21 protein-coding genes are annotated in these 22,419 nt (G+C 61.8%); 16 read left to right on the top strand and 5 right to left on the bottom strand.

The genetic code is table 11. The features are described from left to right. Positions 1-257 precede the first annotated feature (257 nt). The 4 genes from CLV45_RS08110 (at position 258) to cobC (ending at position 5,023) form a co-directional block, all read left to right on the top strand. On the top strand, positions 258-1,010 hold the full coding sequence (locus tag CLV45_RS08110; RefSeq protein ID WP_100335859.1) for a helix-turn-helix domain-containing protein: 753 nt from the start codon (positions 258-260) through the stop codon (positions 1,008-1,010). Between the two features lie 34 nt (positions 1,011-1,044). Continuing rightward, on the top strand, positions 1,045-2,208 hold the full coding sequence (locus tag CLV45_RS08115; protein ID WP_100335860.1) for an FAD-dependent oxidoreductase: 1,164 nt from the start codon (positions 1,045-1,047) through the stop codon (positions 2,206-2,208). A gap of 132 nt (positions 2,209-2,340) precedes the next feature. Continuing rightward, entirely contained in the window at positions 2,341-4,257 is a 1,917-nt protein-coding gene (acs, locus tag CLV45_RS08120; protein ID WP_100335861.1) for an acetate--CoA ligase, read from the top strand. 178 nt (positions 4,258-4,435) lie between these two features. Beyond that, positions 4,436-5,023, top strand: a complete 588-nt coding sequence (cobC, locus tag CLV45_RS08125) for an alpha-ribazole phosphatase family protein (protein ID WP_100335862.1) — start codon at positions 4,436-4,438, stop codon at positions 5,021-5,023. Between the two features lie 77 nt (positions 5,024-5,100). Here the strand turns inward: cobC and CLV45_RS08130 are convergent, their stop codons facing one another. Together CLV45_RS08130 and CLV45_RS08135 are read right to left on the bottom strand one after the other, a co-directional pair. After that, the gene (locus CLV45_RS08130) at positions 5,101-5,637 is read right to left on the bottom strand and encodes a hypothetical protein (protein ID WP_100335863.1); all 537 of its coding nucleotides are present in this window, start codon (positions 5,635-5,637) and stop codon (positions 5,101-5,103) included. 27 nt (positions 5,638-5,664) lie between these two features. After that, on the bottom strand, positions 5,665-6,804 hold the full coding sequence (locus CLV45_RS08135) for a zinc-dependent alcohol dehydrogenase (RefSeq protein WP_100335864.1): 1,140 nt from the start codon (positions 6,802-6,804) through the stop codon (positions 5,665-5,667). A gap of 365 nt (positions 6,805-7,169) precedes the next feature. Between CLV45_RS08135 and CLV45_RS08140 the strand changes: the two genes are divergently transcribed. Further along, positions 7,170-7,775, top strand: coding sequence for an SET domain-containing protein (locus tag CLV45_RS08140; RefSeq protein WP_100335865.1), 606 nt, complete (start codon positions 7,170-7,172; stop codon positions 7,773-7,775). A 75-nt stretch (positions 7,776-7,850) separates the two neighbouring features. After that, positions 7,851-8,033, top strand: coding sequence for a hypothetical protein (locus CLV45_RS24870; protein WP_157807365.1), 183 nt, complete (start codon positions 7,851-7,853; stop codon positions 8,031-8,033). Between the two features lie 60 nt (positions 8,034-8,093). Here the strand turns inward: CLV45_RS24870 and fahA are convergent, their stop codons facing one another. Further along, positions 8,094-9,377 carry a fumarylacetoacetase gene (gene fahA, locus CLV45_RS08145; protein WP_100335866.1) on the bottom strand — a complete coding sequence of 428 codons (1,284 nt, stop codon included), beginning with the start codon at positions 9,375-9,377 and terminating at the stop codon, positions 8,094-8,096. A 111-nt stretch (positions 9,378-9,488) separates the two neighbouring features. Here fahA and CLV45_RS08150 point away from each other — a divergent pair, with 111 nt between their 5' ends. Together CLV45_RS08150 and CLV45_RS08155 are read left to right on the top strand one after the other, a co-directional pair. After that, entirely contained in the window at positions 9,489-9,947 is a 459-nt protein-coding gene (locus CLV45_RS08150) for a nuclear transport factor 2 family protein (protein WP_245882779.1), read from the top strand. 119 nt (positions 9,948-10,066) lie between these two features. Further along, complete coding sequence (locus CLV45_RS08155; protein WP_100335868.1) at positions 10,067-10,549, top strand: hypothetical protein; 483 nt, start codon at positions 10,067-10,069, stop codon at positions 10,547-10,549. Positions 10,550-10,662: 113 nt separating this feature from the next. Here CLV45_RS08155 and CLV45_RS08160 read toward each other — a convergent pair whose 3' ends face one another. Beyond that, positions 10,663-10,995, bottom strand: a complete 333-nt coding sequence (locus tag CLV45_RS08160; RefSeq protein WP_100335869.1) for a NifU family protein — start codon at positions 10,993-10,995, stop codon at positions 10,663-10,665. A gap of 132 nt (positions 10,996-11,127) precedes the next feature. Then, on the bottom strand, positions 11,128-12,231 hold the full coding sequence (locus tag CLV45_RS08165; protein WP_100335870.1) for an Mrp/NBP35 family ATP-binding protein: 1,104 nt from the start codon (positions 12,229-12,231) through the stop codon (positions 11,128-11,130). A 435-nt stretch (positions 12,232-12,666) separates the two neighbouring features. Here CLV45_RS08165 and CLV45_RS08170 point away from each other — a divergent pair, with 435 nt between their 5' ends. From CLV45_RS08170 to CLV45_RS08205, 8 genes are all read left to right on the top strand, one after another. Continuing rightward, complete coding sequence (locus CLV45_RS08170; protein ID WP_100335871.1) at positions 12,667-13,191, top strand: RNA polymerase sigma factor; 525 nt, start codon at positions 12,667-12,669, stop codon at positions 13,189-13,191. A gap of 10 nt (positions 13,192-13,201) precedes the next feature. Next, positions 13,202-14,122: a HEAT repeat domain-containing protein gene (locus tag CLV45_RS08175; protein ID WP_100336988.1), complete on the top strand. Its 921-nt coding sequence runs from the start codon at positions 13,202-13,204 to the stop codon at positions 14,120-14,122. Then, complete coding sequence (locus tag CLV45_RS08180) at positions 14,070-14,942, top strand: DUF4097 family beta strand repeat-containing protein (RefSeq protein ID WP_100335872.1); 873 nt, start codon at positions 14,070-14,072, stop codon at positions 14,940-14,942. Before CLV45_RS08175 ends, CLV45_RS08180 begins: the two co-directional genes overlap by 53 nt. Next, the gene (locus CLV45_RS08185) at positions 14,942-15,793 is read left to right on the top strand and encodes a DUF4097 family beta strand repeat-containing protein (RefSeq protein ID WP_100335873.1); all 852 of its coding nucleotides are present in this window, start codon (positions 14,942-14,944) and stop codon (positions 15,791-15,793) included. The genes CLV45_RS08180 and CLV45_RS08185 overlap by 1 nt, the downstream gene beginning before the upstream one ends. A gap of 391 nt (positions 15,794-16,184) precedes the next feature. Further along, positions 16,185-18,275 carry a DNA primase gene (gene dnaG / locus CLV45_RS08190; RefSeq protein WP_100335874.1) on the top strand — a complete coding sequence of 697 codons (2,091 nt, stop codon included), beginning with the start codon at positions 16,185-16,187 and terminating at the stop codon, positions 18,273-18,275. A 235-nt stretch (positions 18,276-18,510) separates the two neighbouring features. After that, positions 18,511-19,530, top strand: coding sequence for a potassium channel family protein (locus tag CLV45_RS08195; RefSeq protein WP_100335875.1), 1,020 nt, complete (start codon positions 18,511-18,513; stop codon positions 19,528-19,530). 450 nt (positions 19,531-19,980) lie between these two features. Next, positions 19,981-21,180 carry a glycosyltransferase family 4 protein gene (locus tag CLV45_RS08200; protein ID WP_100335876.1) on the top strand — a complete coding sequence of 400 codons (1,200 nt, stop codon included), beginning with the start codon at positions 19,981-19,983 and terminating at the stop codon, positions 21,178-21,180. A 15-nt stretch (positions 21,181-21,195) separates the two neighbouring features. After that, a complete protein-coding gene (locus tag CLV45_RS08205) occupies positions 21,196-22,368 on the top strand; it encodes a glycosyltransferase (protein WP_100335877.1) in 1,173 nt (390 codons plus the stop codon). Positions 22,369-22,419: the final 51 nt, after the last annotated feature.

The raw sequence follows: 22,419 nt of genomic DNA on the forward strand, positions 1-22,419 counted from the left end.
GTGACTAGGGTACATAAATGCACAAAGCCCTTTGTCAGCTGCTGGCGAAGGGCTTTTGCACGTTGGTATTACCTTCATTGGGTTAGGTGAGGGAGGTCCTTCGCCGGGCTCAGGATGACAGACGAAACAACGTCCGCCCGCTTGCGTGCCTAGGTCGGGCTCGGCACGACGTTCTTAAAATATCAGCCGCGCTGCAACGTCAACCTTGAAACCTGCCGCCTCAATGTGGTCGGAACGCCTGCATTATCCGAGAATCCATGCACCATCTGGACTATGAAATCCGGCCGCCGGCCGCGGCGCTGGCAGGAGTAGTTGAAAGCTTCTGGCGGCTGCAAACCGGCGCCGCAGTCGACCGGCCCATCCGCCTGCTGCCCGACGGCCGCCTCGACGTGCTGTTTGCGTATTCCCGCACCGAGCCCCTGCACGCCACGCTCATGGGCCTGGGCACCGAGGCCGAGCAAGTCACGCTGGCCGCCGAAACCGTCATGTACGCCGTGAGCCTGCGCCTGCCGGCGGCCGAGTACTTGCTGCATACGAAAGTGGCGGATATCGTGAACGGCGTCCAGGCCCTGCCGCCCGGCTTCTGGGGCATCACGGCGGCTGATTTGGCCGACTTCAACCAGTTCTGCACCACGCTCAACGCCACGCTGCCCACGTTGCTCAGCCCCAGTATGGACCCGCGCAAGCAGCGGCTGTTTGCCCGTATTTACGCCACCGACGGCGCCCTGCCCGTGCACGAGCTGGCGGCCGAAGCGGGCTGGAGCAGCCGACAGATTAACCGCTACTTCCAGGAATACTTCGGGGTATCATTGAAGACCTACTGCGCCATTCTGCGGTTTCGGGCGTCGTTTCCGCAGCTCAAGGCCGGGCGGCTGTTTCCCGAGCAGGACTTCACCGACCAGGCCCATTTCATCCGGGAAGTGCGCAAGTTTGCCGGGGCCCGGCCCAAGGACTTGGCCCGCAACGAAGACGACCGATTTATACAATTTTCCGCCTGGCCCCCGCTCTAGCTTTGCCTTCGTAACTCACTAACCTACGAAGACCATGCTTCTTACCGGTAAAAAAACCGCCATCATCGGCGCCGGCCCCGGCGGCCTGACCCTGGCCCGCCTGCTCCAGCAGCAGGGCGCCGACGTGACCATCTATGAGCGCGACGCCGACCGCCACGCCCGCCAGCAGGGTGCCACCCTTGATTTGCACGAAGAATCCGGCCTGCGGGCCCTCGACGCGGCCGGCCTGCTCGACGAGTTCCGGACCCACTACCGCCCCGGGGCCGACAAGCTCCGCCTTACTGATGCCCAGGCCGTCATTCATTTCGACCAGCACCAGGAAACCAGCAGCGCCGATTTTGGTCACGCCCATTTCCGCCCCGAAATTGACCGGGGCCCCCTGCGCGACCTGCTCATCGACTCGCTCCAACCCGGCACTATTGTCTGGAACTGCCAGTTGCAAAGTCTGGAACCGGCGGCCGAGGGCTGGCAGCTGCAGTTCCGGGACGGGCGGCGGGTGTACGCGGACCTGGTAGTAGGGGCCGACGGGGCTAATTCCAAAGTGCGGGCCCAGGTGACGCCGCTGCCGCCCTTTTTCACGGGCTTTACCCTGGTGGAAGGCAACGTGTACGACGCGGCCCGGCAGACCCCGACGCTGTGGGAGCTGGTCCGGGGTGGGAAAGTATTTGCCTTCGAAGGGGAGCAGTCCATCATCCTCAGCGCCAAGGGCGACGGGAGCCTGGCTTTCTACACCTGTCAGCCCAGCACCCAAGACTGGGTAGCCACCAGCGGCATCGACTTTCACGATTCCGCCCAGGTAGCGGCCTGGTTTGCCCGGGATTTTGCCGCCTGGAGCCCCGTGTGGCAGGAGCTGTTTGCCACGGCGGCCTACTTCGTGCCCCGCCCGCAGTACTGCATGCCTCTCGACCAGCACTGGCCCGCCCAGCCCGGCATTACCCTGCTCGGCGACGCGGCCCACCTGATGCCGCCCTACGCCGGTGAAGGAGTGAACATGGCCATGCTCGACGCCCTGGAGCTGAGTGAGTGCCTGACCAACACCGGGTTTAGCAGTGCCCGGGAGGCCATCGGCCACTACGAAACCGCCATGCGCGCCCGGGCCGCCGAAGCTGCCGACATGTCCATCGTATCCATGGAGCGCCTGCACTCGGCTGGGGCCCTGGCCTGGATGGAACAGATGATGAGCGGCCCGGTGGAGTAGGGGGTGTGGCTGGACCTTCGGCCGGGGCAAGTTGCTGATGGTGTTATTGGCGCTAAGTAAACTGCGACAATACGGGAGGGATGGGGCCTAACTTTTTCGTAAACTGCCGCCCAGACTTCCATGCACCGAACTATGCCCCTCGAACACTCTCGCATCCGCACTTTCGAAGACTACCAGGATGCCTACCGCCGCAGCGTTGAAAACCCCGAGCAGTTCTGGGCCGACGTGGCCGAGCCCTTTACCTGGCGCCGCAAGTGGAGCTCGGTCCTCAAAGCCGACCTCGTGGTAGGTCGCAACGAATGGTACGGCGGCGCCAAGCTCAACATCACCGAGAACTGCCTGGACCGCCACCTGGCCTCGCGCGGCAACAAGCTGGCCCTGATCTGGGAGCCCAACGACCCCAAAACCCGGCAGATTCGCTACACCTACCGGGAGCTGCACCAGCAGGTGTGCCAGTTTGCCAACGTGCTGCTCAATAACGGCGTGGAAAAAGGGGACCGGGTGTGCCTCTACATGCCCATGATTCCGCAGCTGGCCATTGCCGTGCTGGCCTGCGCCCGAATCGGAGCGGTGCACTCGGTCATCTTCGCCGGCTTCAGCAGCACCGCCATTGCCGACCGGGTCAACGATGCCCAAGCCTCGGTGGTGCTGACTTCCGACGGCCTGAACCGCGGGCCCAAGCAGATTCCGGTGAAGCGGGTGGTGGATGAGGCTCTGGAAAGCTGCCCCTCGGTGCGCCGCGTGATTGTGGTGGAACACCTGGGCTGGCCCGTACACATGCAGGAAGGCCGCGACGTCTGGTACCACGAAGAAGCCCTGGAAGCCGCCAAAACCTGCCCCGCCGAGGAAATGGACGCCGAAGACATGCTCTTCATCCTCTACACCTCGGGCAGCACCGGCAAGCCCAAGGGCGTGGTCCACACCACGGCCGGCTACATGGTCTGGGCCGACTACACCTTCCGTAACGTGTTCCAGGTCGAGGAAAACGACATCTACTGGTGCACCGCCGACATTGGCTGGGTCACGGGCCACTCGTACCTGCTCTACGGCCCGCTGCTCAACGGTGCTACCACGCTCATGTTCGAAGGTGTGCCAACCTACCCCGACGCGGGCCGCTTCTGGGAGGTGATTGACAAGCACGGCGTGACGGTGTTCTACACCGCGCCCACCGCTATTCGCAGCCTGATGGCCACGCCCCTGGACAATGTGCTCAGCTACTCCCTGGACTCGCTGCGCATCCTGGGCTCGGTGGGGGAGCCCATCAACGAGGAAGCCTGGCACTGGTACCACACCCACGTGGGCAAGGAGCGCTGCCCGGTCATCGACACCTGGTGGCAGACCGAAACCGGCGGCATCATGATTTCGGCCCTGGCGGGCGTGTCGCCCACCAAGCCGGCCCACGCGGGCCAGCCGCTGCCGGGCGTGCAGCCGGTACTGCTCAGCCAGGAAGGCCAGGAAATTGAGGGCAACGACCAGGAAGGCTATCTGGCTATCAAGGCGCCTTGGCCGGGCATCATCCGCACCACCTACGGCGACCATGAGCGGGCCAAGCAAACCTACTTCGGACCCTATCCGGGCTACTACTTCACCGGTGACGGGGCCCGGCGCGACGAAAACGGCCTTTACCGCATCATCGGGCGCGTGGACGACGTCATCAACGTGAGCGGGCACCGCTTTGGCACGGCCGAAATCGAAAACGCCATCAACCAGAACCCCAACGTGGTGGAAAGCGCCGTGGTGGGCTACCCCCACGACGTGAAGGGCCAGGGCATTTACGCCTTCGTTATCTGCCGGGAAGGCGCCTGCGACACGGCCACCGACAAGCCCCACGTCGAGGCCAGCATTATCGAAACCGTGGTGGCTGAAATCGGTAAAATCGCCAAGCCCGACAAGATTCAGCTGGTGTCGGGGCTGCCCAAAACCCGCTCGGGCAAAATCATGCGCCGCATCCTGCGTAAAGTAGCCGAGGGCGAAACCAGCAACATCGGCGACGTGACGACCCTGCTCGACCCGGCCGTAGTCGACGAGATTATCAACGGCCGGAAGTAGGCTCGCGTAAACTAAAAGCCCGGCTGGTCGTTCTACCAGCCGGGCTTTTTCGTGCGACTGGGGGTAGAGACGCATATTTGCGTCTCAATCGTTGTTTACTCAGGCGGCGTGAGGACGTGTCGTTCAACGACGAGACGCAAGGTTGCGTCTCTACCTCGTTCGGACACCAGTGGACAGCATGGATATCTACCTGATTCGACATACGAGCGTGGCAACGGCGGCCGGCATCTGCTACGGGCAAACCGACGTGGGCCTGAGCCAGCGCTACGAGCAGGAAAAAGCCCGGCTCTGCCGGGTGCTGGCCGCCGGGCTGGGTGCGGGTGCCGTGCGGGCTTACGCCAGCCCCTTGTCGCGCTGCCGCCGCCTGGCCGAAGACGTGGTGGAGGGCCCCGTGTGCCTGGATGAGCGCCTGAAGGAATATCACTTCGGCCGCTGGGAAATGCAGGCCTGGGCCGAGCTGCCGAGCCACGAGCTGGAACCCTGGAAAGCTGATTTCGTGACCCAACGCGCCCCTGAGGGCGAAACCTTCACCGAAGTGCAACAGCGGGCCGTGGCCTTCCTGACCGATATTCTCACCGAGCCCGCCGAGCCCGAGTCCGAAGCCGACGTGCTGGTCTTCGCCCACGCCGCCCTGATTCGGACCCTGCTTTGCCACTGCCTCGACCTGCCCCTGGCCAACGCCTTTCGCCTCAACGTAGACTACGGCTCGGTCACCAAAATCCGCTACCAGGCTGGGCAGTTCCTGCTCGACTACGTGAACCGGTAACGCTGTTGAAACCCGAAAAAGCCCGTCCGGAGCAGTTCCGAACGGGCTTTTTGCTTGGCTTACCTGCCTGGAGGCGGCTAGTAGCGCCGCTGGTTGTCGCGGCGGCGGAAGCCTTTTTCCTTGTTGCCCGAGCTGAGCCAGACAATCGTGCCGGCCGTGAGGGCAGCAATGGTGGCCATCTTGGTAATGAAGGCGGTGCGGTTGTGTTTCCACTCCACGTCGTAGCCCTTCTCGGCCCAGATGTTGGGCACCGTGCCGTGCACCAGGTCGTCCAGAATACCTTCTACCACCTGTACCCGGTCGGCTACAATCAGGGGCAGCCAGTGGCGGTAGCGGTTTTCGCTGTACTTGAAGGCCAAGCGGCGGATGGCGCCGCTCAGACCCATGGGCGGCACGGTAGTGCCGTACACGGCCGATACGTTGGGCCGCTCAATGGAGCGCAGCTTCTCCACTTCCAGCGGCTGCAGCGTGGGCCGGTGCTTGCTGTCGGGGTCCTGCGTTACGTTCATGCGGGCCCGCATGGGGTAGGTCGGGTCGTTCTTGGGGTCGGCGTCCACGCCCCAGCCCGGAATCTGCTTGGGGTCGATGGGCGTATTGATTACGTTAGTTTCCATGGTCAGTCGGCGTTTCAAATGGGCAGGTTAGGGAATCATCACCGGCTTGATGCAGTTGTCGAGCTTGGCCGAGAACATGCGGTAGCCGTCGGCCACTTCGGCCAGCGGAATGCGGTGAGTAATGAGCCCTTTGGGGTTGAGCGTGCCGTTCTGCACGTGCTCAATCAGGCGCGGGAGCAGGCGCTTCACCGAAGCCTGGTTGGCCCGGATGGTCAGGCCCTTGTTGAGCACGTTGCCAATCGGAATGAGGTTGTCGGTAGGCCCATACACGCCCACAATCGACACCACGCCGCCTTTCTTGACCGAGTTGATGGCCCAGTGCACGGCCGTGGCCGAGCCGGCCTGCAACAGCAGCTTGCGGCCCGTAATGGTTTGCATGGCGTTGCCGGCAGCCTCGGCGCCCACGGCGTCGATGACTACGTCGGCCCCAATCCAGTCAGTGGTTTTCTTGATAAATACCACCGGGTCCCCGATTTCCTCGAAGTTGTAAGCCTCGCAGTAGGAGTAGTTGCGGGCAAATTCGAGGCGGTAGTCTTCCTTGTCGATAATGATGACCCGGCCGGCGCCGAACAGCCAGGCGCAGCGGGCGGCCATAATACCAACCGGACCGGCCCCAAAGACGACGACCGTGTCATTGGGTTGAATGCCAGCCATTTCGGCGGCTTGGTAGCCGGTGGGCACCACGTCGGTGAGCAGCACGGCATCGTCCAGGTCCATGCCCTCGGGAATGATGGTGGGGCCCACGTTGGCGTAGGGCACCCGGGCAAACTCGGCCTGCCCGCCGTCGTAGCCGCCGGCTGTGTGGGAATAGCCAAAAATACCGCCTACAGCCGTAGCTTCGGTGTTCGATTCGTGGCAGTTGCCAAACATACCCTGCCGGCAGAAGTGACACTCGCCGCAGGCAATATTGAAGGGCACAATCACCCGGTCACCGGTCTTAAGCTTGGTTACTTCCGAGCCGATTTCTACTACTTCCCCGATAAACTCGTGGCCGAAAGTGGAGCCCACGCGGGTGTCGGGCACGTTGCCGTTGTATAGGTGTAGGTCGGAGCCGCAGATGCAGGTGCGCAGCACCCGCACAATGGCATCCTGGGGATGCTTGATTTCCGGCATGGGCTTTTGCACGGCACGGACCCTTTTGGGGCCCCGATATTCCATTGCTAACATAGGAATCTTGGTTTGGTTAGTGGAGGAGTGAGCTGACGGGCGGGGCTTTGGGCAGCAGGTACTAGCCTTAAGCTCCACGAATCAGAGCTACTTAGTACTCCTTAATAATTTATAGAGTTTGAAGTTTAAGTACCACAGCCGGGAAATCCGTATTTATTACGGGGCGCCCTCGGGAAAAATACGGATGGCAAGCTCCGCCGCAGAAGTGAGCCGTCCAAATCCTCCCTGTTCAGGCTTGGCCGGGCTGGGAGAGGTTAGCAGGCAAGGGATTAGACAGCTCGGCTATAACGCATTGCCGGCATTTACGCTACAAGGCTAAGTCCGCCGCTGGCACCGGGCCAGCTTGGCTACCATGCTCTAACTCTATGATTCATCCGCACACGGAACTGCGCTTTATCAGCCCCGAAATCGGCTACGGCGTAGTGGCCACCTGCTTTATTCCCAAGGGCACTATCTGCTGGATCTTCGACGCCTTCGACCAGGTCTTCACCCCGGCCCAGGTGCGCGGGCTCGACCAGATTCACCGCGACATTCTCAACAAGTACAGCTACCGCGACGCCCAGGGCAATTTTGTGCTGTGCTGGGATAATTCCCGCTTCGTAAACCACTCCTTCAACTCCAGCTTGGTCTCGACGCCTTACAACTTCGAATTGGCCGTGCGCGACATTCACCCCGGCCAGGAGCTGACCGATGACTACGGCTACCTCAACGTTTGGGAGCCGTTTGAGGCCCTGCCCGAGCCCGGCAGCCCCCGCACCCGGGTTTTACCCGACGATTTGCTGCACTTTCACGCCGAGTGGGACGCCAAACTGCTGGCCGCTTTTCAGCACTTCAACCGCGTCGAGCAGCCCTTGCTGCCCCTGCTCGAAGCCCCGTATCGGGCCACGGTGGCAGCCGTAGCAGCCGGCCGGCAGCCCATGGATTCCATTCTGAACTGCTACTACCGGGGCGTGGAAATGCCGGTGCTGTAAGGTGGTCAAGCAGGCAGCAACCCGGAGGTAGTATTGCAGTAAGAGTTTTAGTAGTAGTATTTTAGCCCAGGTTTTATGAAAGCTCCTGCCCACGACTCCCCGCCTCCAGTGCCCACGCCACCTCCCACTCCGGAGGAGCCCGTTTTGGGCCTGCTGCACTCTTTCGACCCCGCTACGGCCTGGCACGAGTTTGAACTGCTGGACGAGGCCGACCCCGCGCCGTCAGTACCGCCCGCGGCCGACCAAGAATCCGCATAAAAAAGAGCCGCCGGAGTCATCCGGCGGCTCTTTTTGCTGACTACGGTGCTATGCCGTGGCTTACAGCGGGTTGGCGGGCAGCACCGTGCCGCGCACTTCCCCGAAGCCAATGCGCACCCCGTCCTTCTCGGCAAAGCCGCGCATGGTAACCGTGTCGCCGTCCTGGATAAACTTGCGCTCCGAGCCGTCGGTCAGGGGCAGGGGCTTGGTACCCTTCCAGGCCAGCTCCAGCATCGAGCCGAACGAGTCCGGGGTGTGGCCGCTGATAGTGCCGCTGGCGTACAGGTCGCCGACCTGTAGGTTGCAGCCGTTGCTGGCCTGGTGCGTAAGCTGCTGGGCCATACTCCAGTACATGTAGCGGAAATTGGAGCGGCACACCGTCGTTTCGGGCGCGCCGGCGGGCTGAATGCCCACTTCCAGGTTGAGGTCGAAGTTGTGCTGATCTACTTGCCGCAGGTAGAGCAGGGGCTCGGGCTCCTGCACGGGCCCCGCGGTGCGGAAGGGCTCCAGCGCGTCCAGCGTCACGACCCAGGGTGAGACGCTGCTGCCGAAGCTCTTGCCCAGAAACGGCCCCAGCGGCACGTACTCCCAGCTCTGAATGTCGCGGGCACTCCAGTCGTTGAACAAGACCAGTCCGAAAATGTGCTCCTCGGCGTGCTGCAGCGGAATAGAATGGCCCAGCTCGGTGCTTTTGCCGACCACGAAGGCCACTTCCAGCTCAAAGTCCAGCTGCTGGCTCGGGCCAAACGTGGGCGCCGCCGCATCCGGGGCTTTGCGCTGCCCATTGGGCCGGCGAATATCGGTGCCACTCACCACGATGCTGCTGGCCCGGCCGTGGTAGCCGATGGGGATGTGGCGCCAGTTGGGCAGCAGGGCGTTGGCCGGGTCCCGGAACATGATGCCCACGTTGGTGGCGTGCTCGATGCTGGAGTAGAAATCGGTGTAGTTGTGGGGCTTCACTGGGCGGAGCATCTGCACCTCGTTCTGGCGCACGAGGCAAGTGCGCATGGCTTCCTCGTTGTCGCGCAGCTCGCCGTTGTCGTGGCGCAGCAGCTCCGAGACGCGCTGGCGCACGGCCCGCCACACCGGCCGGCCCAGGGCAATAAACTGGTTGAGGGAGCGGCGGCGGAACACCTTGGGCTGGGTCGGAATATCGAGGTCTTGGAAAAAGCCGAACTGACTCACGGCGTACAAATCCAGCACGTACTCGCCGATGGCCACGCCCAGCCGCGGGCCCCGCTCCGGGGTTTCAAACACGCCAAAGGGCAGGTTCTGAATGGGAAAGTCGCTGGTCGGGGTAATATCAATCCAGGAGTGCAGAGCGGGGTTGTTGGGGTTGGGCATCGGAAAAGAATAGCGTAGGGTGACGAGCAAAGATAGGACAGGGCGCTGAACGGGGCGCTGTTGGGCCGAACCGGGCCAAGCTGCTACCTTAGGCCGCGGCTCCGCTGACTATTGGCTGTTACTTCAGCCAGAGCTGGTAGCCTGAGTGGCAATGCCAGAACCGGCCTTGCTCATAGTCTAATTCCAAACGGTCAAAAAGTGAATTTAATGACAACGAAAGCCCAACTGCTAGAAGATAGCCTGCTCGTAATTTGGAATGATAGAAATGCGGACCGGCGCCTGGAGGCAATGCACAAAATATACGCGCCTGATATTCATTTTTATGAAAGCAACGCCGGAAATGCCGTTGTTGGGTATCAGGAAATAAATGACCTCATCTCAAAATTACAGGCCGAATGGCCGCTTGAGTTTCAGTTTCAGTTAACGAAACCTACGCAGGTAAACCACACAACACAGGTTGCCTCTTGGGTCCTTGGGCCAGAAGGTCTCAATCCCGTGGCCGCAGGAATGGATGTGGCTGTTATTGAGGATGAGTTAATTAAATCATTGTATTTGTTTTTGGATGCTTAATAAGGGCGGCTAAGAAAATAATTTAAAAGCCCTGGTGCCATGCGTAAGATGCATGGCCAAACCAGATAAATTATAGAGTAAAATTTTCAAATCTTCATTAAAGAGTTGGGTCTATTAACATGGTCACAGAAAAGAATAATCTTGGTGTTGGGGCATTGCTTAAAGCGTTGTTGGCGGGTTGGGTGGTCATGGTTTTTGGTACGAGCATTCTTATTTTTCTATTTGCTCCGCTTGAGCAGGATAGATACAGCTCAAATTGGCTGGTAAATTCATTCCGCACTATCTGGGAAATAGGGGATGCAATGGGGCCAGCAGTCAAAATCTCCTATATTGTTCTTTTCGGTCTATTGATCTTTGCTTCCAAATCAGTAATCAACCGGAATCGGAGGACCAGCTATGCATTGTCTATTATTTTTGCAGTAGTATCAGCTACGCTTGTGCTGGCCTTCTTGCCCGCTGATTTTTCCAGAGGGTACGGTATCGGGCTTACCGGGGCCCGCTTTGATACAAGAATGCTACCTATCTATATGGCGGGAGCAGTATTAAGTGGCGTAGCGTTTTCGTATGCTGTTAACCGACTTTCGGAAAACCAAAAGCCATAGTAAGAATTGGTGTCAATACGATGCGCAAAAGAAGCTGCCCAACACAACCGTTTGATAAACAAAAAAGCCAGCCCCCGCAAGGGAAGCTGGCTTTCTACATTAAGAAGTCAAATCTAAAACTCCGGCGTGGGCACCGGGGCCGGCGACACCGGGTGGCCGGTCTGGCCGGCGGGCTGCTCGGCGAAGGGGGTGCCGTTGATGGCCTCCACCCGCACGATTTCGGGCACGGCCTTTTTCACGGATTCCTCCACGCCGGCTTTGAGCGTCATCGGCGACATGGGGCAGGTGCCGCAGGCACCCAGCAGCTCCAGCTGGAGCACCAGTTCGTCGGTGATGTTCAGCACGCGCACGTTGCCGCCGTCGGCCGCCAAGTAGGGGCGAATCGTGTCCAGAGCCTGCTCGACGCGGGACAACAAAGGATGCTCAAGTACAGCGGTAGAATTCATGGAAATCGAGGTGACGCGGGCGCCGAAATCAAGGTAGGCGGGTAAAGATACAGCTTTTGGCTGGCTCCGAAGTAACACCGGGCGGGGTTACAAAGTTACCAGCCCCGGCAAAAGCCGAGGCTCCGGTTGAGCTTAGGACTTCATTTCGACCACCTGCGTCCGGGGTGCCACGGCGTTGCGGATGGACACCTGCCGGGCCAGCTCCTCGGCCAGCTGTTCGAACAGGGCTGCTGCCGGGGTACCGGGCTGGGTAATGGCGGGCGTGCCGTAGTCGCCGTTTTCCCGGATGCTCTGCACCAGCGGCAGCTGGCCCAGCAGGGGTACTTCGTGCTTGTCGGCCAGGGCCTTGCCGCCACCTTCGCCAAAGATGTAGTAGCGGTTATCGGGCAGCTCGGCGGGCGTAAACCAGGCCATGTTTTCCACGATGCCCAGCACCGGCACGTTGATCTGGGGCTGGCGGAACATCTGCAAACCCTTCTGGGCGTCGGCCAGGGCCACTTTCTGCGGCGTAGTCACGATGAGGGCGCCGGTTACGGGCACGGTCTGCACCAGGGTCAGGTGGATGTCGGAGGTGCCGGGGGGCATGTCGAGCAGCAGGTAGTCCAGCTCGCCCCAGTCGACTTCGGTAATAAACTGCTTCAGGGCCGAGGAGGCCATGGGCCCGCGCCACACGATGGCGCTGTCGGAAGGCGCCAGGAAGCCGATGCTGATGAGCTTGACGCCGAATTTCTCGATGGGCTGAATCAGGTTGCGGCCGTCGGGGGCCTGGAATACGTGGGGGCGGGCATCTTCCACGCCAAACATGACGGGCATGCTGGGGCCGGAAATGTCGGCGTCGACGAGGCCGACTTTGGCGCCGGTGCGGGCCAGGGCAATGGCCAGGTTGGCCGTCACGGTGCTTTTGCCCACGCCACCTTTGCCGGAGGCAATGGCAATGATGTTTTTCACGCCGCGGAGCACGGCCGAGTTGGCCGCCCGGGCGGTGGTCACGCGCGAGGTCAGGTTCACTTTCACGTCGGCGTCCTTGTCGACCATCGTGTGGATGGCCCGCACGCAGGCGTTGTGAATCAGCTCCTTGAGCGGGCAGGCGGGCGTGGTCAGAATCACGGAAAACGACACCGTCTTGCCGTCGATATGCACGTCCTCAATCATGTTGAGCGTCACGAGGTCTTTGCCCAGGTCGGGCTCCTCCACGTAGCTCAGGGCCTTGAGGACGTCTTCTTTGGTAATAGCCATAGGTCAGAAATGCAGAATGCGGACTGCAAAGATAACCCACAAATGCGGGCGGAAGTTGCCGGGCTAAATAGAGTTAGTTTTAAACAAGGTCATATCCTTTCCCGCCTGTCATCCTGAGGGCAGCAACGCGGAGTGAAGGACCTGCCTCACCTGTGTGACAAAGCTTGTGCAACGCCTAAGTCCTTAATTGTTGGCGAGAGGAGAAAAAAACTTTGTCACGTTGGCAAGGCCGGCAGTGGGGTAGGTGAGGAAGGTAGGTCCTTCACCGCGCTACGCTTCACTTAGGATGACAGATGATTTTTGCCGCTGATGTCCAACTACCAAAAAATAATTTCTGCTTTGCTGTAACCTTCCTTTCGCAGGGCGGTGTCCACTTGCAAATAACCCCCACCTACCACCTCTATCCGGTTGGACTCGCTTTCAGACAATGCGCTTATGCTCCGGGTTAAGGCCGGGGACGTGGACCGGATGGGTCTGCTCTTTGAGCGCTACCACCGCAAGCTGTATTCCTTTCTCTACCATATGCTGGGCCGCGCGGATACCAGCGAAGATCTGGTGCAGAACGTGTTTTACCGCATGCTCAAGTACCGGCACACCTACACCGGCGAGGGCGAGTTCCGGACCTGGATGTACCACTTGGCCCGCAACGTACTAGCCGACCACGTCAAGAAGAACCGCCACAGCGCCCACCACGCCGACGTGACGGACTTCAGTGAACGGATAGGGGGCGGGCAGCGGGCCGACGAAGGGCTGCAGCGCGAGCAGGAAGTAGCTACCCTGCATAAGGCGCTGGGTCGGCTGAGTCCCGAAAACCGCGAAGTGCTCATTCTGAGTCGGTTTCAGGAGCTCAAGTACGAGGAAATAGCCCGGGTGATGAATACGACCGAAGGCGCGGTGAAAGTGCGGGTGCACCGGGCCATGAACGAATTGAAAACAATTTACCTGCGCATTGAAAACTGACGGGATGGACATGAATTGCGAACAAGCTCAGCACCAGCTGATTGATTACTTACACCAGGAGCTGCCCGCCGCCGAGCAGGCCCGCCTCGATGCCCACCTGGCCCAGTGCACCGACTGCCAGGAGGAGCTGCAGGCCGTGCGCCGGGTGTGGCAAACGCTGGGCGCCGTGCCCGAGCCCGTGCCGAGCGAAAACCTGCGGCCCGCGTTTTACTCGATGCTGGCTTCCTACAAGGAGGAAATCGAGTCGGCGCCCCAGGCGCGGCTGGCGGGCTTCTGGCAGCAGCTGCAGACCCTGCTGGTGCCCGGTCCGGCCCTGCGCCTGGCCTACGGTCTGGGGCTGCTGGTGGTCGGTTTGGCGGCCGGCTACTGGCTCAAGGGCAGCCCGAAAGTGGCCCCGGCCTCGGTCGACCAGCAGCAGCTGGCCGCCCTGACCAGCCAGGTGGAGCAGATGCGGCAGGTGATGCTGCTCTCGCTCATCGAAAACCCCTCGGCCACCGAGCGGCTGCGGGCCGTGAGCTACACCAAGGAGCTAAGCGGAGCCAACGACAAGGTAATCGACGCCTTGCTGAGCACCCTTAACCACGACGAAAACGTGAACGTGCGCCTGGCTACCCTCGAAGCCCTGGCCCAGCTGGCCCACGAGCCCAAAGTTCGCCTGGGCCTGGTGCAGGCCCTGAAACACCAGGATTCGCCCCTGGTGCAGAGTGCCCTGGCCGACGTGATGGTGCAGCTCCAGGAGCGCCGCTCGGTGCAGCCCTTGCGCCGCCTGCTCCGGCAGCCCGACCTGAACGAGGCCGTCAAAAGCAAGATTGAAGAAAGCATCAAACACCTTTCCAACGGCCGGCCCGCTGCCGCGCCCGCAACCACCGAACCTTACCATGAAACCAACTATTCAACTCAGCCTGACGCTGCTGCTGGCCTCGCTGTCTAGCTGCCACGCCCAGGCCCAGAACCGCGAGTTCCGGGAGCAGGTCAGCCGCGAATTTACCCTCACCGCCGAGCCGGGCCGCAGCGTGCTGGCCGTCTACAACATCGACGGGCCGGTGCGCGTGCAGGGCACGGGCGGCAACAAAGTGGTGGTGGAAGTAACCCGCACCATCCGGGCCGACAACGAGGCCGACCTGGAGCTGGGCAAAAAAGAGGCCGTGCCAGGCTTTCTGCAGCGCCACGACAGTATCGTGGCCTACATGGCCGGCCCCTATGACTCCCGGCCCCACGAAAATCACGGCCGCCATTCCAACCACCGCGACATCGACTACCACTACACGTTTGAGTACGTCATCAAGGTGCCGAGTCAGATGACGCTCAACGTCTCGACCATCAACAACGGGGCCGTGACGGTGCAGGATGTCAGCGGCCCGCTGCGGGCCCACAACATCAACGGGCCCGTGACGCTCACGAACGTAAAGGGCCCCACCGACGCGGCCACCATCAACGGCAACGTGGAAGCGGCCTACACCAGCAGCCCCACCGGCAGCTGCCGCTACAGCACCATCAACGGCGACATCACCGTGCAGTACCCGCCCGACGTGGCCGCCGACGTACGCTTCAAAAGCATGCACGGCGAGCTGCTGACCGACTTCCCGAACGTGGAAAACCTGCCGGTGCAGGTGGTGCAGACCAAGGAAGGCAGCACCGGCGGCACCAAGTACAAACTCTCCAAGGGCACGGCCGTGCGCCTGGGCAAGGGCGGCAACGACTTCCGCTTCGAAACCCTCAACGGCGACGTGACCATCAAACGACGACCCTAATGAAAACCTCCTTTTTCCGGCTCCGCGCCGGCGTGCTACTCCTGCTGCTGACGCTTTCCCTGACCGTGGCCGCCCAAAATAAAGAGCAGCTGGTTGTGCCCCTCAGCTCGCCCGGCAAGCCCGGCCTGCTCAGCGCCAAACTCGTGAACGGCTCCATCACCGTGGTGGGCTACGCTGGCAAAGACGTCGTGATTGATGCCTCTTCCCGCTCCTCGCGCGACAAAGACGACGACAACGACGATAATGACGATGGGCGGCCCGCCCCGCCCAAAGGAATGAAGCGGATTGCTTCCAACTCGGGCTTCGATTTGACGGCCGAAGAGCAGGACAACAAAGTCTCCGTCAAGTCGAACTCGTATCAGCGGCCCGTCAACCTGACCATCAAAGTGCCCCAGCATTTTTCCCTGCAGCTCAAGACCGTCAACGACGGGGACATTGTGGTGGAGAACGTGACCGGGGAGTTGGAAATCAGCAACGTGAACGGGGGCGTAATTCTGCGCCAGGTGTCGGGCTCGGCGGTGGCCAATACCGTGAACGGGCCCATCAAGGCCTATTTCAAGACCGTAACGGCCGGGGCGCCCATGGCCTTTTCCACCGTCAACGGCCAGGTCGACGTGACGCTGCCCGCCACGGCCAAAGCTTCCCTGAAGCTTAAGTCCGACCAGGGCGAGGTCTACAGCGACTTTGACCTGGTGCCGGAGAAGACGGCGCCCAAGGTCAACCGGACGAATCAGAACGGGGTGTACCGCGTGAGCACCGACAGCTGGACCTACGGCAGGCTCAATGGAGGCGGGGCCGAGATTATGATGAAGTCCCTGATGGGCAACATCTACATTCGCAAGGCCAAGTAAGCGCTGCTGAAGCAGTTGTACTCTTTTAAGAAGCCTGCATTTCGTGTAACCTTCCGCCCGGGGTTGCCGCTATGCAAGATACCAAACCAGTGCTCTACCACGCCGCAGGAGTTGCTGCAACAGCTCTTCGGCGTCTTGGCGGCCCGCTTGTGAGTGGCGGGCCACCGATCCGGTAGAATCCGTCGGCCCCGACTGGGCGAAAAAGCGGCCGACACCCCGGAAAGGCGGCCTCTGCACGAGCAGGGGCCGCCTTTTGCTGCTTTTGGCGGGCCGCCAGCTCCGGCTGGGCGCGCTGGGAGCACAAACGAAAACTAGCTTTCTGCCCCCCGAACCTCGTACCTTCGTAGTCCCGTCCCCGTGTCGTCCCGAGAAACCTGTTGCTGTAGCTGCTTTGGCCCGAATCCCGAAAGAAACCGTTGACCAGATTATTCACCACGCCGACATCGTCGAGGTGGTGGGTGACTTCGTGACCCTGAAGCGCAAGGGTCAGAATATGTGGGCCTGCTGCCCGTTTCACCACGAAAAGTCGCCCTCGTTTTCCGTCGCCCCGGCCAAGGGCCTCTATAAATGCTTCGGCTGCGGCAAGGCCGGCGGGGTGGTGCAGTTCATCATGGATATCGAGGGCACCAGCTACGTGGAAGCCCTGAAGTACCTGGCCAAAAAGTACGGTATTGATATCCAGGAGGAGGAAAAGACGCCCGAGGAGCAGCTCGTTCAAAACGAGAAGGACTCCCAGTTCATCGTTTCCAACTGGGCCAAGGACCACTACCAGAAGCTGCTCCACGAAACGGAGGAAGGGGAGAGCATCGGGCTAAGCTACCTGATGCAGCGCGGCCTGAACCAGACGACCATCAAAACCTTTGAGCTGGGCTACTCCCTCGACCAGTGGGACGATTTGCTCAAGGCCGCTCAAAAGCAGGGCTTCGAGGCCAAATACCTGGAGAAGACCGGCCTGACCATCGTGCGCGAGGACGACCCGAACCGGCGCTACGACCGGTTCCGGGGCCGGGTCATGTTCCCGATTCACAACGTCTCGGGCCGGGTCATCGGCTTCGGGGCCCGCACGCTCAAGGCCAACGACAAGACGGCCAAGTACCTCAACTCGCCCGAGTCGGACATCTACCACAAGTCGGACGTACTTTACGGCTTGTTTCAGGCGCGGCAGGCCATCCGGACCGAGGAAGTCTGCTACCTCGTGGAAGGCTACCTCGACGTGCTGAGCCTGCACCAGGGCGGCATCAAGAACGTGGTGGCCTCGTCGGGCACGTCGCTGACGGAAAGCCAGATTCGCCTCATCGGGCGCTACACCGACAACGTGACGGTGCTCTACGACGGCGACGCGGCCGGCATTCGGGCCTCGCTGCGCGGCATCGACATGCTGCTCGAAGGCGCCCTGAACGTGCGCGTAGTGTTGTTTCCCGACGGCGACGACCCGGACAGCTACATCCGCAAGGTCGGCGACCAGCGCTTTAAGGAATATTTAGAAAAGAACAGCCAGGACTTCATCTCCTTCAAAACCCGCCTGGTCTCGCAGGAAGCGGCCCACGACCCGGTGAAAAAGGCCGAAGCCATCCGGGAGGTGCTCCAGAGCATTGCCAAAGTGCCCGACCCAATCAAGCGGCAGGTGTTTTTGCAGCAAACCAGCACCACCTTCGGCATCGACGAGCAGGTGCTCATCACCGAGTACAACAAGCTGGTTAAGAAGGACTCCCAGCGCGCTTCCCCCAGCAGCGGCCAGGGCGGCAGCGGCAACAGTGGGAGCGGAGCCAATGGCCGGCCGCAGTCGGCCAGCCGCCCCTACTCACCCGCCCTAACAACTAACAACCAACAACCAACAACTAACCTCAGCCCCGAGGAAGAGGCCGAAATGGCCATGTACGGCGCCTCGCCCGACGAGCTGGCCGCGGCCGGCGGCAGCACCGGCACCGAGGCCGACACCGACCTGGAGCCCGTGCCCGATTTGCAGCAGGCCTGCGAGCGGGAAGTGGTGCGCCTGCTGCTGCTCTACGCCGCCCAGCCCCTGAGCGAGGACTTGGCCGTGGCCCAGTACATCTTCGGGCAGCTGGAAGAAACCCCGCTGCAAACCCCGATTTACGCCGACTTGCTCCACCTGTGCCGCCAGGAAATGGAGGAAGGCCGCTGGCCCGAGGTGCGCACCTTTATCCAGCACAGCCGCTCCGACATCCGCATGCTGGTCAGCGACCTGGCTACCGAAAAGTACGAGCTCAGCCCCAACTGGAGCACCCACCAGATTTACGTGCCCCGGGAAGTAGACCAGCTCCAGCAGGCCTGCGACAACGCCATTCTGCGCCTCAACAAGGTCAACGTGCAGCGCGAGTTGTCTATCCGCCTCGAAGCCCTGCGCCACCCGATGGACGAACTGGCCCTGCTCGAAACCCTGCACACTATCAAGCTGCTCAAAAAGATGGACGACGATTTGGGCAACATGCTCGGCACCGTCATTCCCCGCGGCGCTATGTAAGTTTCCGCCGCCCGTCATGTCGAGCCCCGCGAGACATCTCGCGTGCTGACGTTGGAATGGCATACGTCATGCTGAGCTTGCCGAAGCATCTCTACTGCCACAGTAAAATGAATTACTCCTGCGGGAGAGATGCTTCGGCAAGCTCAGCATGACGTTCTAAGGTGCCTGCGTATGCTGAGTTCCTCGACTCCGCTGCGCCTGACGGTCAATTAAGCTCTGAATACAAACCAATCGAATGTGGAAACGCGCTAACCTGAGCCGCTTCGTGGTGGCCGTGCTGCTCACGGTCCTGGGGTTTGCCACGGGCATCATCGGCTTCATGACCATCGAGGGCTACAACTTCCTCGACGCGGTGTATATGACGATGATTACCATCTCCACCGTGGGCTTTGGGGAGCTGCACCCGCTCTCGGCGGCGGGGCGGCTGTTCGTGTCGGTCTATATTTTCTTCAACCTGCTGGTCATTGCCTACCTCGTGTCGGTGCTCACGACGTATATCTTTGACGGCGAGCTGCGTACTATTTTCAAGATGTTCAAAACCGACCAGGAAATCCGGGGCTACCACGACCATGTCATCGTCTGCGGCTTCGGGCGCAACGGCAGCAAGGCCTACCACGAGCTGCGCGCCAACGGGGCCACGGTGGTAGTGGTAGAGCAAAGCCCGGACCTGCTGCGCGACGCGGCCCAGGACGGGGGCACGGCCATTCCCACCGTCATCGGCGACGCCACCACCGACGAAACCCTGCTGGCCGCCGGCATCGGTCGGGCCCGGGCCCTGATTACGGCCCTGCCCAAGGATGCCGACAACGTTTTCGTGGCCCTCACGGCCCGGGAGCTGAACCCCAACCTCAAAATCATTGCCCGCGCCAGCCTCAAAACTTCCGAAAGCAAACTGCTGCGCGCCGGCGCCGACTCAGTCGTGATGCCCGACGAAATCGGGGGCTCCCACATGGCCAACCTGGTGATGCGGCCCGAAGTAATCCGCTTTCTGGAGATGATGAACGGCCTGGGACCCAACAAGCTCCGCCTCGAAGAGCTCAGCTACCGCGAGATTCAGCGCAGCTACCAGGGCCTCAGCATCCGGGAGCTCGACATCCGCTCCCGCACCGGGGCTACCGTCATCGGCCTCAAGCACAGCACCGGCGAGTTTACCGTCAGCCCCAGCGCCGATATCCGTCCCGGCCCCGGCGACGTGCTGCTCGTGCTCGGCACCGACGAGCAAATCCACGCCCTGGCCGTGCAGTTCCGGGTGTAGCAGCGAGGAAGGGCAGGGGCAGGAGTAGCGGCGGAGAAAAAAGAACGTCATTCCGAGCCGAGCGAGGAATCTCGCTTGGGTGACGTTGTTTTATCTGTCATCCTTGCTCTGTCATCCTGAGCTTGCGAAGGACCTTTCTCTCCTCAGTGACAAAGTCAAGTCAACGCCTAACGCCGGGTACTACACTATTAAAGGCTCAGCCAGCATCTTGGCACGTTGGTACTGAGCCCTCGTGGGGTAGGGGAGGAAGGTCCTTCGGCTGCGCCTCAGGAGGACAGATAAAACAACGTCACCTGCGGGCTTGCGTAACGGGCTCAGTCCAAACGTTCTTTCGGCCTTGCCGCGCCGCAATACCGGCCATCCGGAGGCTTCTGCGTAGCTTTGCCCTCCGCCCCGCCTGCTCTCTACCGTTCGTTTTTCGTAGTGCACATTCTTCAACTCTGTCCGCGCGTGCCGTTTCCGCCCCATGACGGCGGGGCCATTGCCATGTACGACGTGGCGGCCGGCCTGGCCGCCGCGGGCCACCGCGTCACGGTGCTGGCCATCAACACGCCCAAGCACTTCCAGTCCGAGGCGGTGCTCAGCCACCTGCCCGGCGTGCGCCTCGTGACGGTGCCCGTCGATACGAGCCTCTCGCCGGTGAAAGCGTTGAAAAACCTGCTCGTGGGCACGGTGCCCTACAACGTGGAGCGTTTTATCAGCCCCGCAGTGGAGGCCCGGCTGGTGGAGCTGCTGCGCACCGAGCAGTTCGACGTGGTGCAGGTGGAAGGCACCTTCGTGGCCTGGTACGTGGACGTCATCAAGCGCGAAAATCCCAAGCTGCCGGTGGTGCTGCGGGCCCACAACGTGGAGTACACCATCTGGCAGATGCTGGCCGAGGGCGAAGCCAACCCGCTCAAGCGCCTGTATCTGCGCCACCTGGCCCGGGGCCTGAAAAAGTTTGAGGAAGATTTCCTGCCCCGCTTCGACGCCGTGGCTGCCATTACCGAGCCCGACCAGCGCCGCCTGCGGGCCCTGGGCTGCCCCGAGCCGGTGGTGTTCGTGCCCGCCGGCGTCGATTTGACCCGCTTCCAACGCAACCCCGCCCTCCAGGCCAAGCCCCGGACGCTGTTCATGATTGGCTCCCTGAACTGGCTGCCCAACCTGGAAGGCCTCGACTGGTTTCTCACCAACGTCTGGCCCCAGGCCCACGAGCAGTTGCCCGAGCTCGAGCTGCACATTGCCGGCAAAGACACGCCCGCCCGCCTGCACAGCCTGAGCAAGCGCAACGTGGTGGTTCACGGCTTCGTGGAGTCGGCCGCCGAGTTCATGCAGCAGTACGACGTGATGATCGTGCCGCTGCTCTCGGGCGGGGGCATGCGCATTAAAATTATCGAGGGCATGGCCCTGGGCAAGTGCATCATCAGCACCGGGCTGGGCTCGGAGGGCATCTTCGTGCGCAACGGCTTCGACATCGTGCTCGGCGACGAACCCTCGGCCTGGGTTGAGTTTCTGCGCCGCTACTACCACGGCGAGCTGGATCAGCAGGCCATCGGGCAGGAGGCCGCCCGCACCATTGCCCGCCTCTACGACAACCGCCGGGTTATCGAGGGCTTCCTGGATTTGTACAGCATTGCGCAGAGCCGCGCCCAACTCGCCCCGCGCGCCTAAGTTTTCGCCTGCCTGATGAAGCTGCTCGTTCTGCTGTCCCGGTTTCCGTACCCGCTCGATAAGGGCGACAAGCTCCGCGCCTTTCACCAGCTGCGCCACCTGGCCCGCCACCACGAAATCTGCCTGCTGGCCCTCACCGACGAGCCCGTCACCGACGAGTCGTACGCCGCCGTGCGCCCCCTGTGCCGGGGCGGCCTGCACGTGCATGCCCTGGGTAAGCCCAGCATTGCCCTCAACATGGCCCGGGCCCTGGTTAAGGGCCTGCCGGCCCAGGTCGGCTACTTCTACGACGCGGCCGCCCAGCGCCGGCTCGACGCGCTGCTGCGCGAGTTCCGGCCCGAGCACGTGTATTGCCAGCTCATCCGGATGGCCGAGTACCTGCGGCCCCACGCCGGAAAGTTTGCCATGACGCTCGACTACATGGACGTGTTTTCGGCCGGCATGGCGCGGCGCGCCACCCAGGCCCCGGGCTGGCAGCGGCCCGTCATCAGCCTCGAAGCCCGCCGCCTGCTCGCCTACGAGGCTGCCGCTTTCGAGTGGTTTCGGCACCATACCATTATTTCCGACCAGGACCGCCAGCTCATCCAGCATCCGCGCCGCCAGCAGATTCACGTGGTGCTCAACGGCATCGACACCGATTTCTTCCAGCCCGACGACGCCCGCACCCCGGACTACGCGCTGGTGTTCTGCGGCAACATGAGCTACCACCCCAACGTGGACGCGGCCGAGTTTCTGGCCCTGGAAATTCTGCCCCTCGTGCGGCAGCAGCACCCCGGCGCCCGCCTGCTCATCGCCGGCACCACGCCCGCGCCCCGGGTGCTGGCCCTGGCCTCGGAGGCCGTGGTCATCAGCGGCTGGCTGCCCGATATCCGGGATGCGTATGCGTCGGCCCGGGTGTTTGTGGCGCCCATGCGGGTGGGCACGGGCCTGCAGAACAAATTGCTCGAAGCCATGGCTATGCGCCTGCCCTGCCTCACCACGCCCCTGGCCAACAACGCCCTGCGCGGCGTGCCCGGCCAGGATTTACTGGTGGGGAAGTCGGCCCCGGAGCTGGCCGCCGGCATCAGTCAGCTCCTGGCCGAGCCCGAAGCCGCCGCCGCTCTGGCCGCCCGCGGCCTGGAATTTGTGCGCCAGCACTACAACTGGGCCGCCGCCACCGGCAAGCTGGAAGCGCTGTTCGGGGAGTAGGACGAAGCTTTGGCTCGGCGGTATAAGCAACGCTTCGTACTAGCTGCTGGC

The organism is Hymenobacter chitinivorans DSM 11115, assembly GCF_002797555.1.
Lineage (GTDB): Bacteria > Bacteroidota > Bacteroidia > Cytophagales > Hymenobacteraceae > Hymenobacter > Hymenobacter chitinivorans.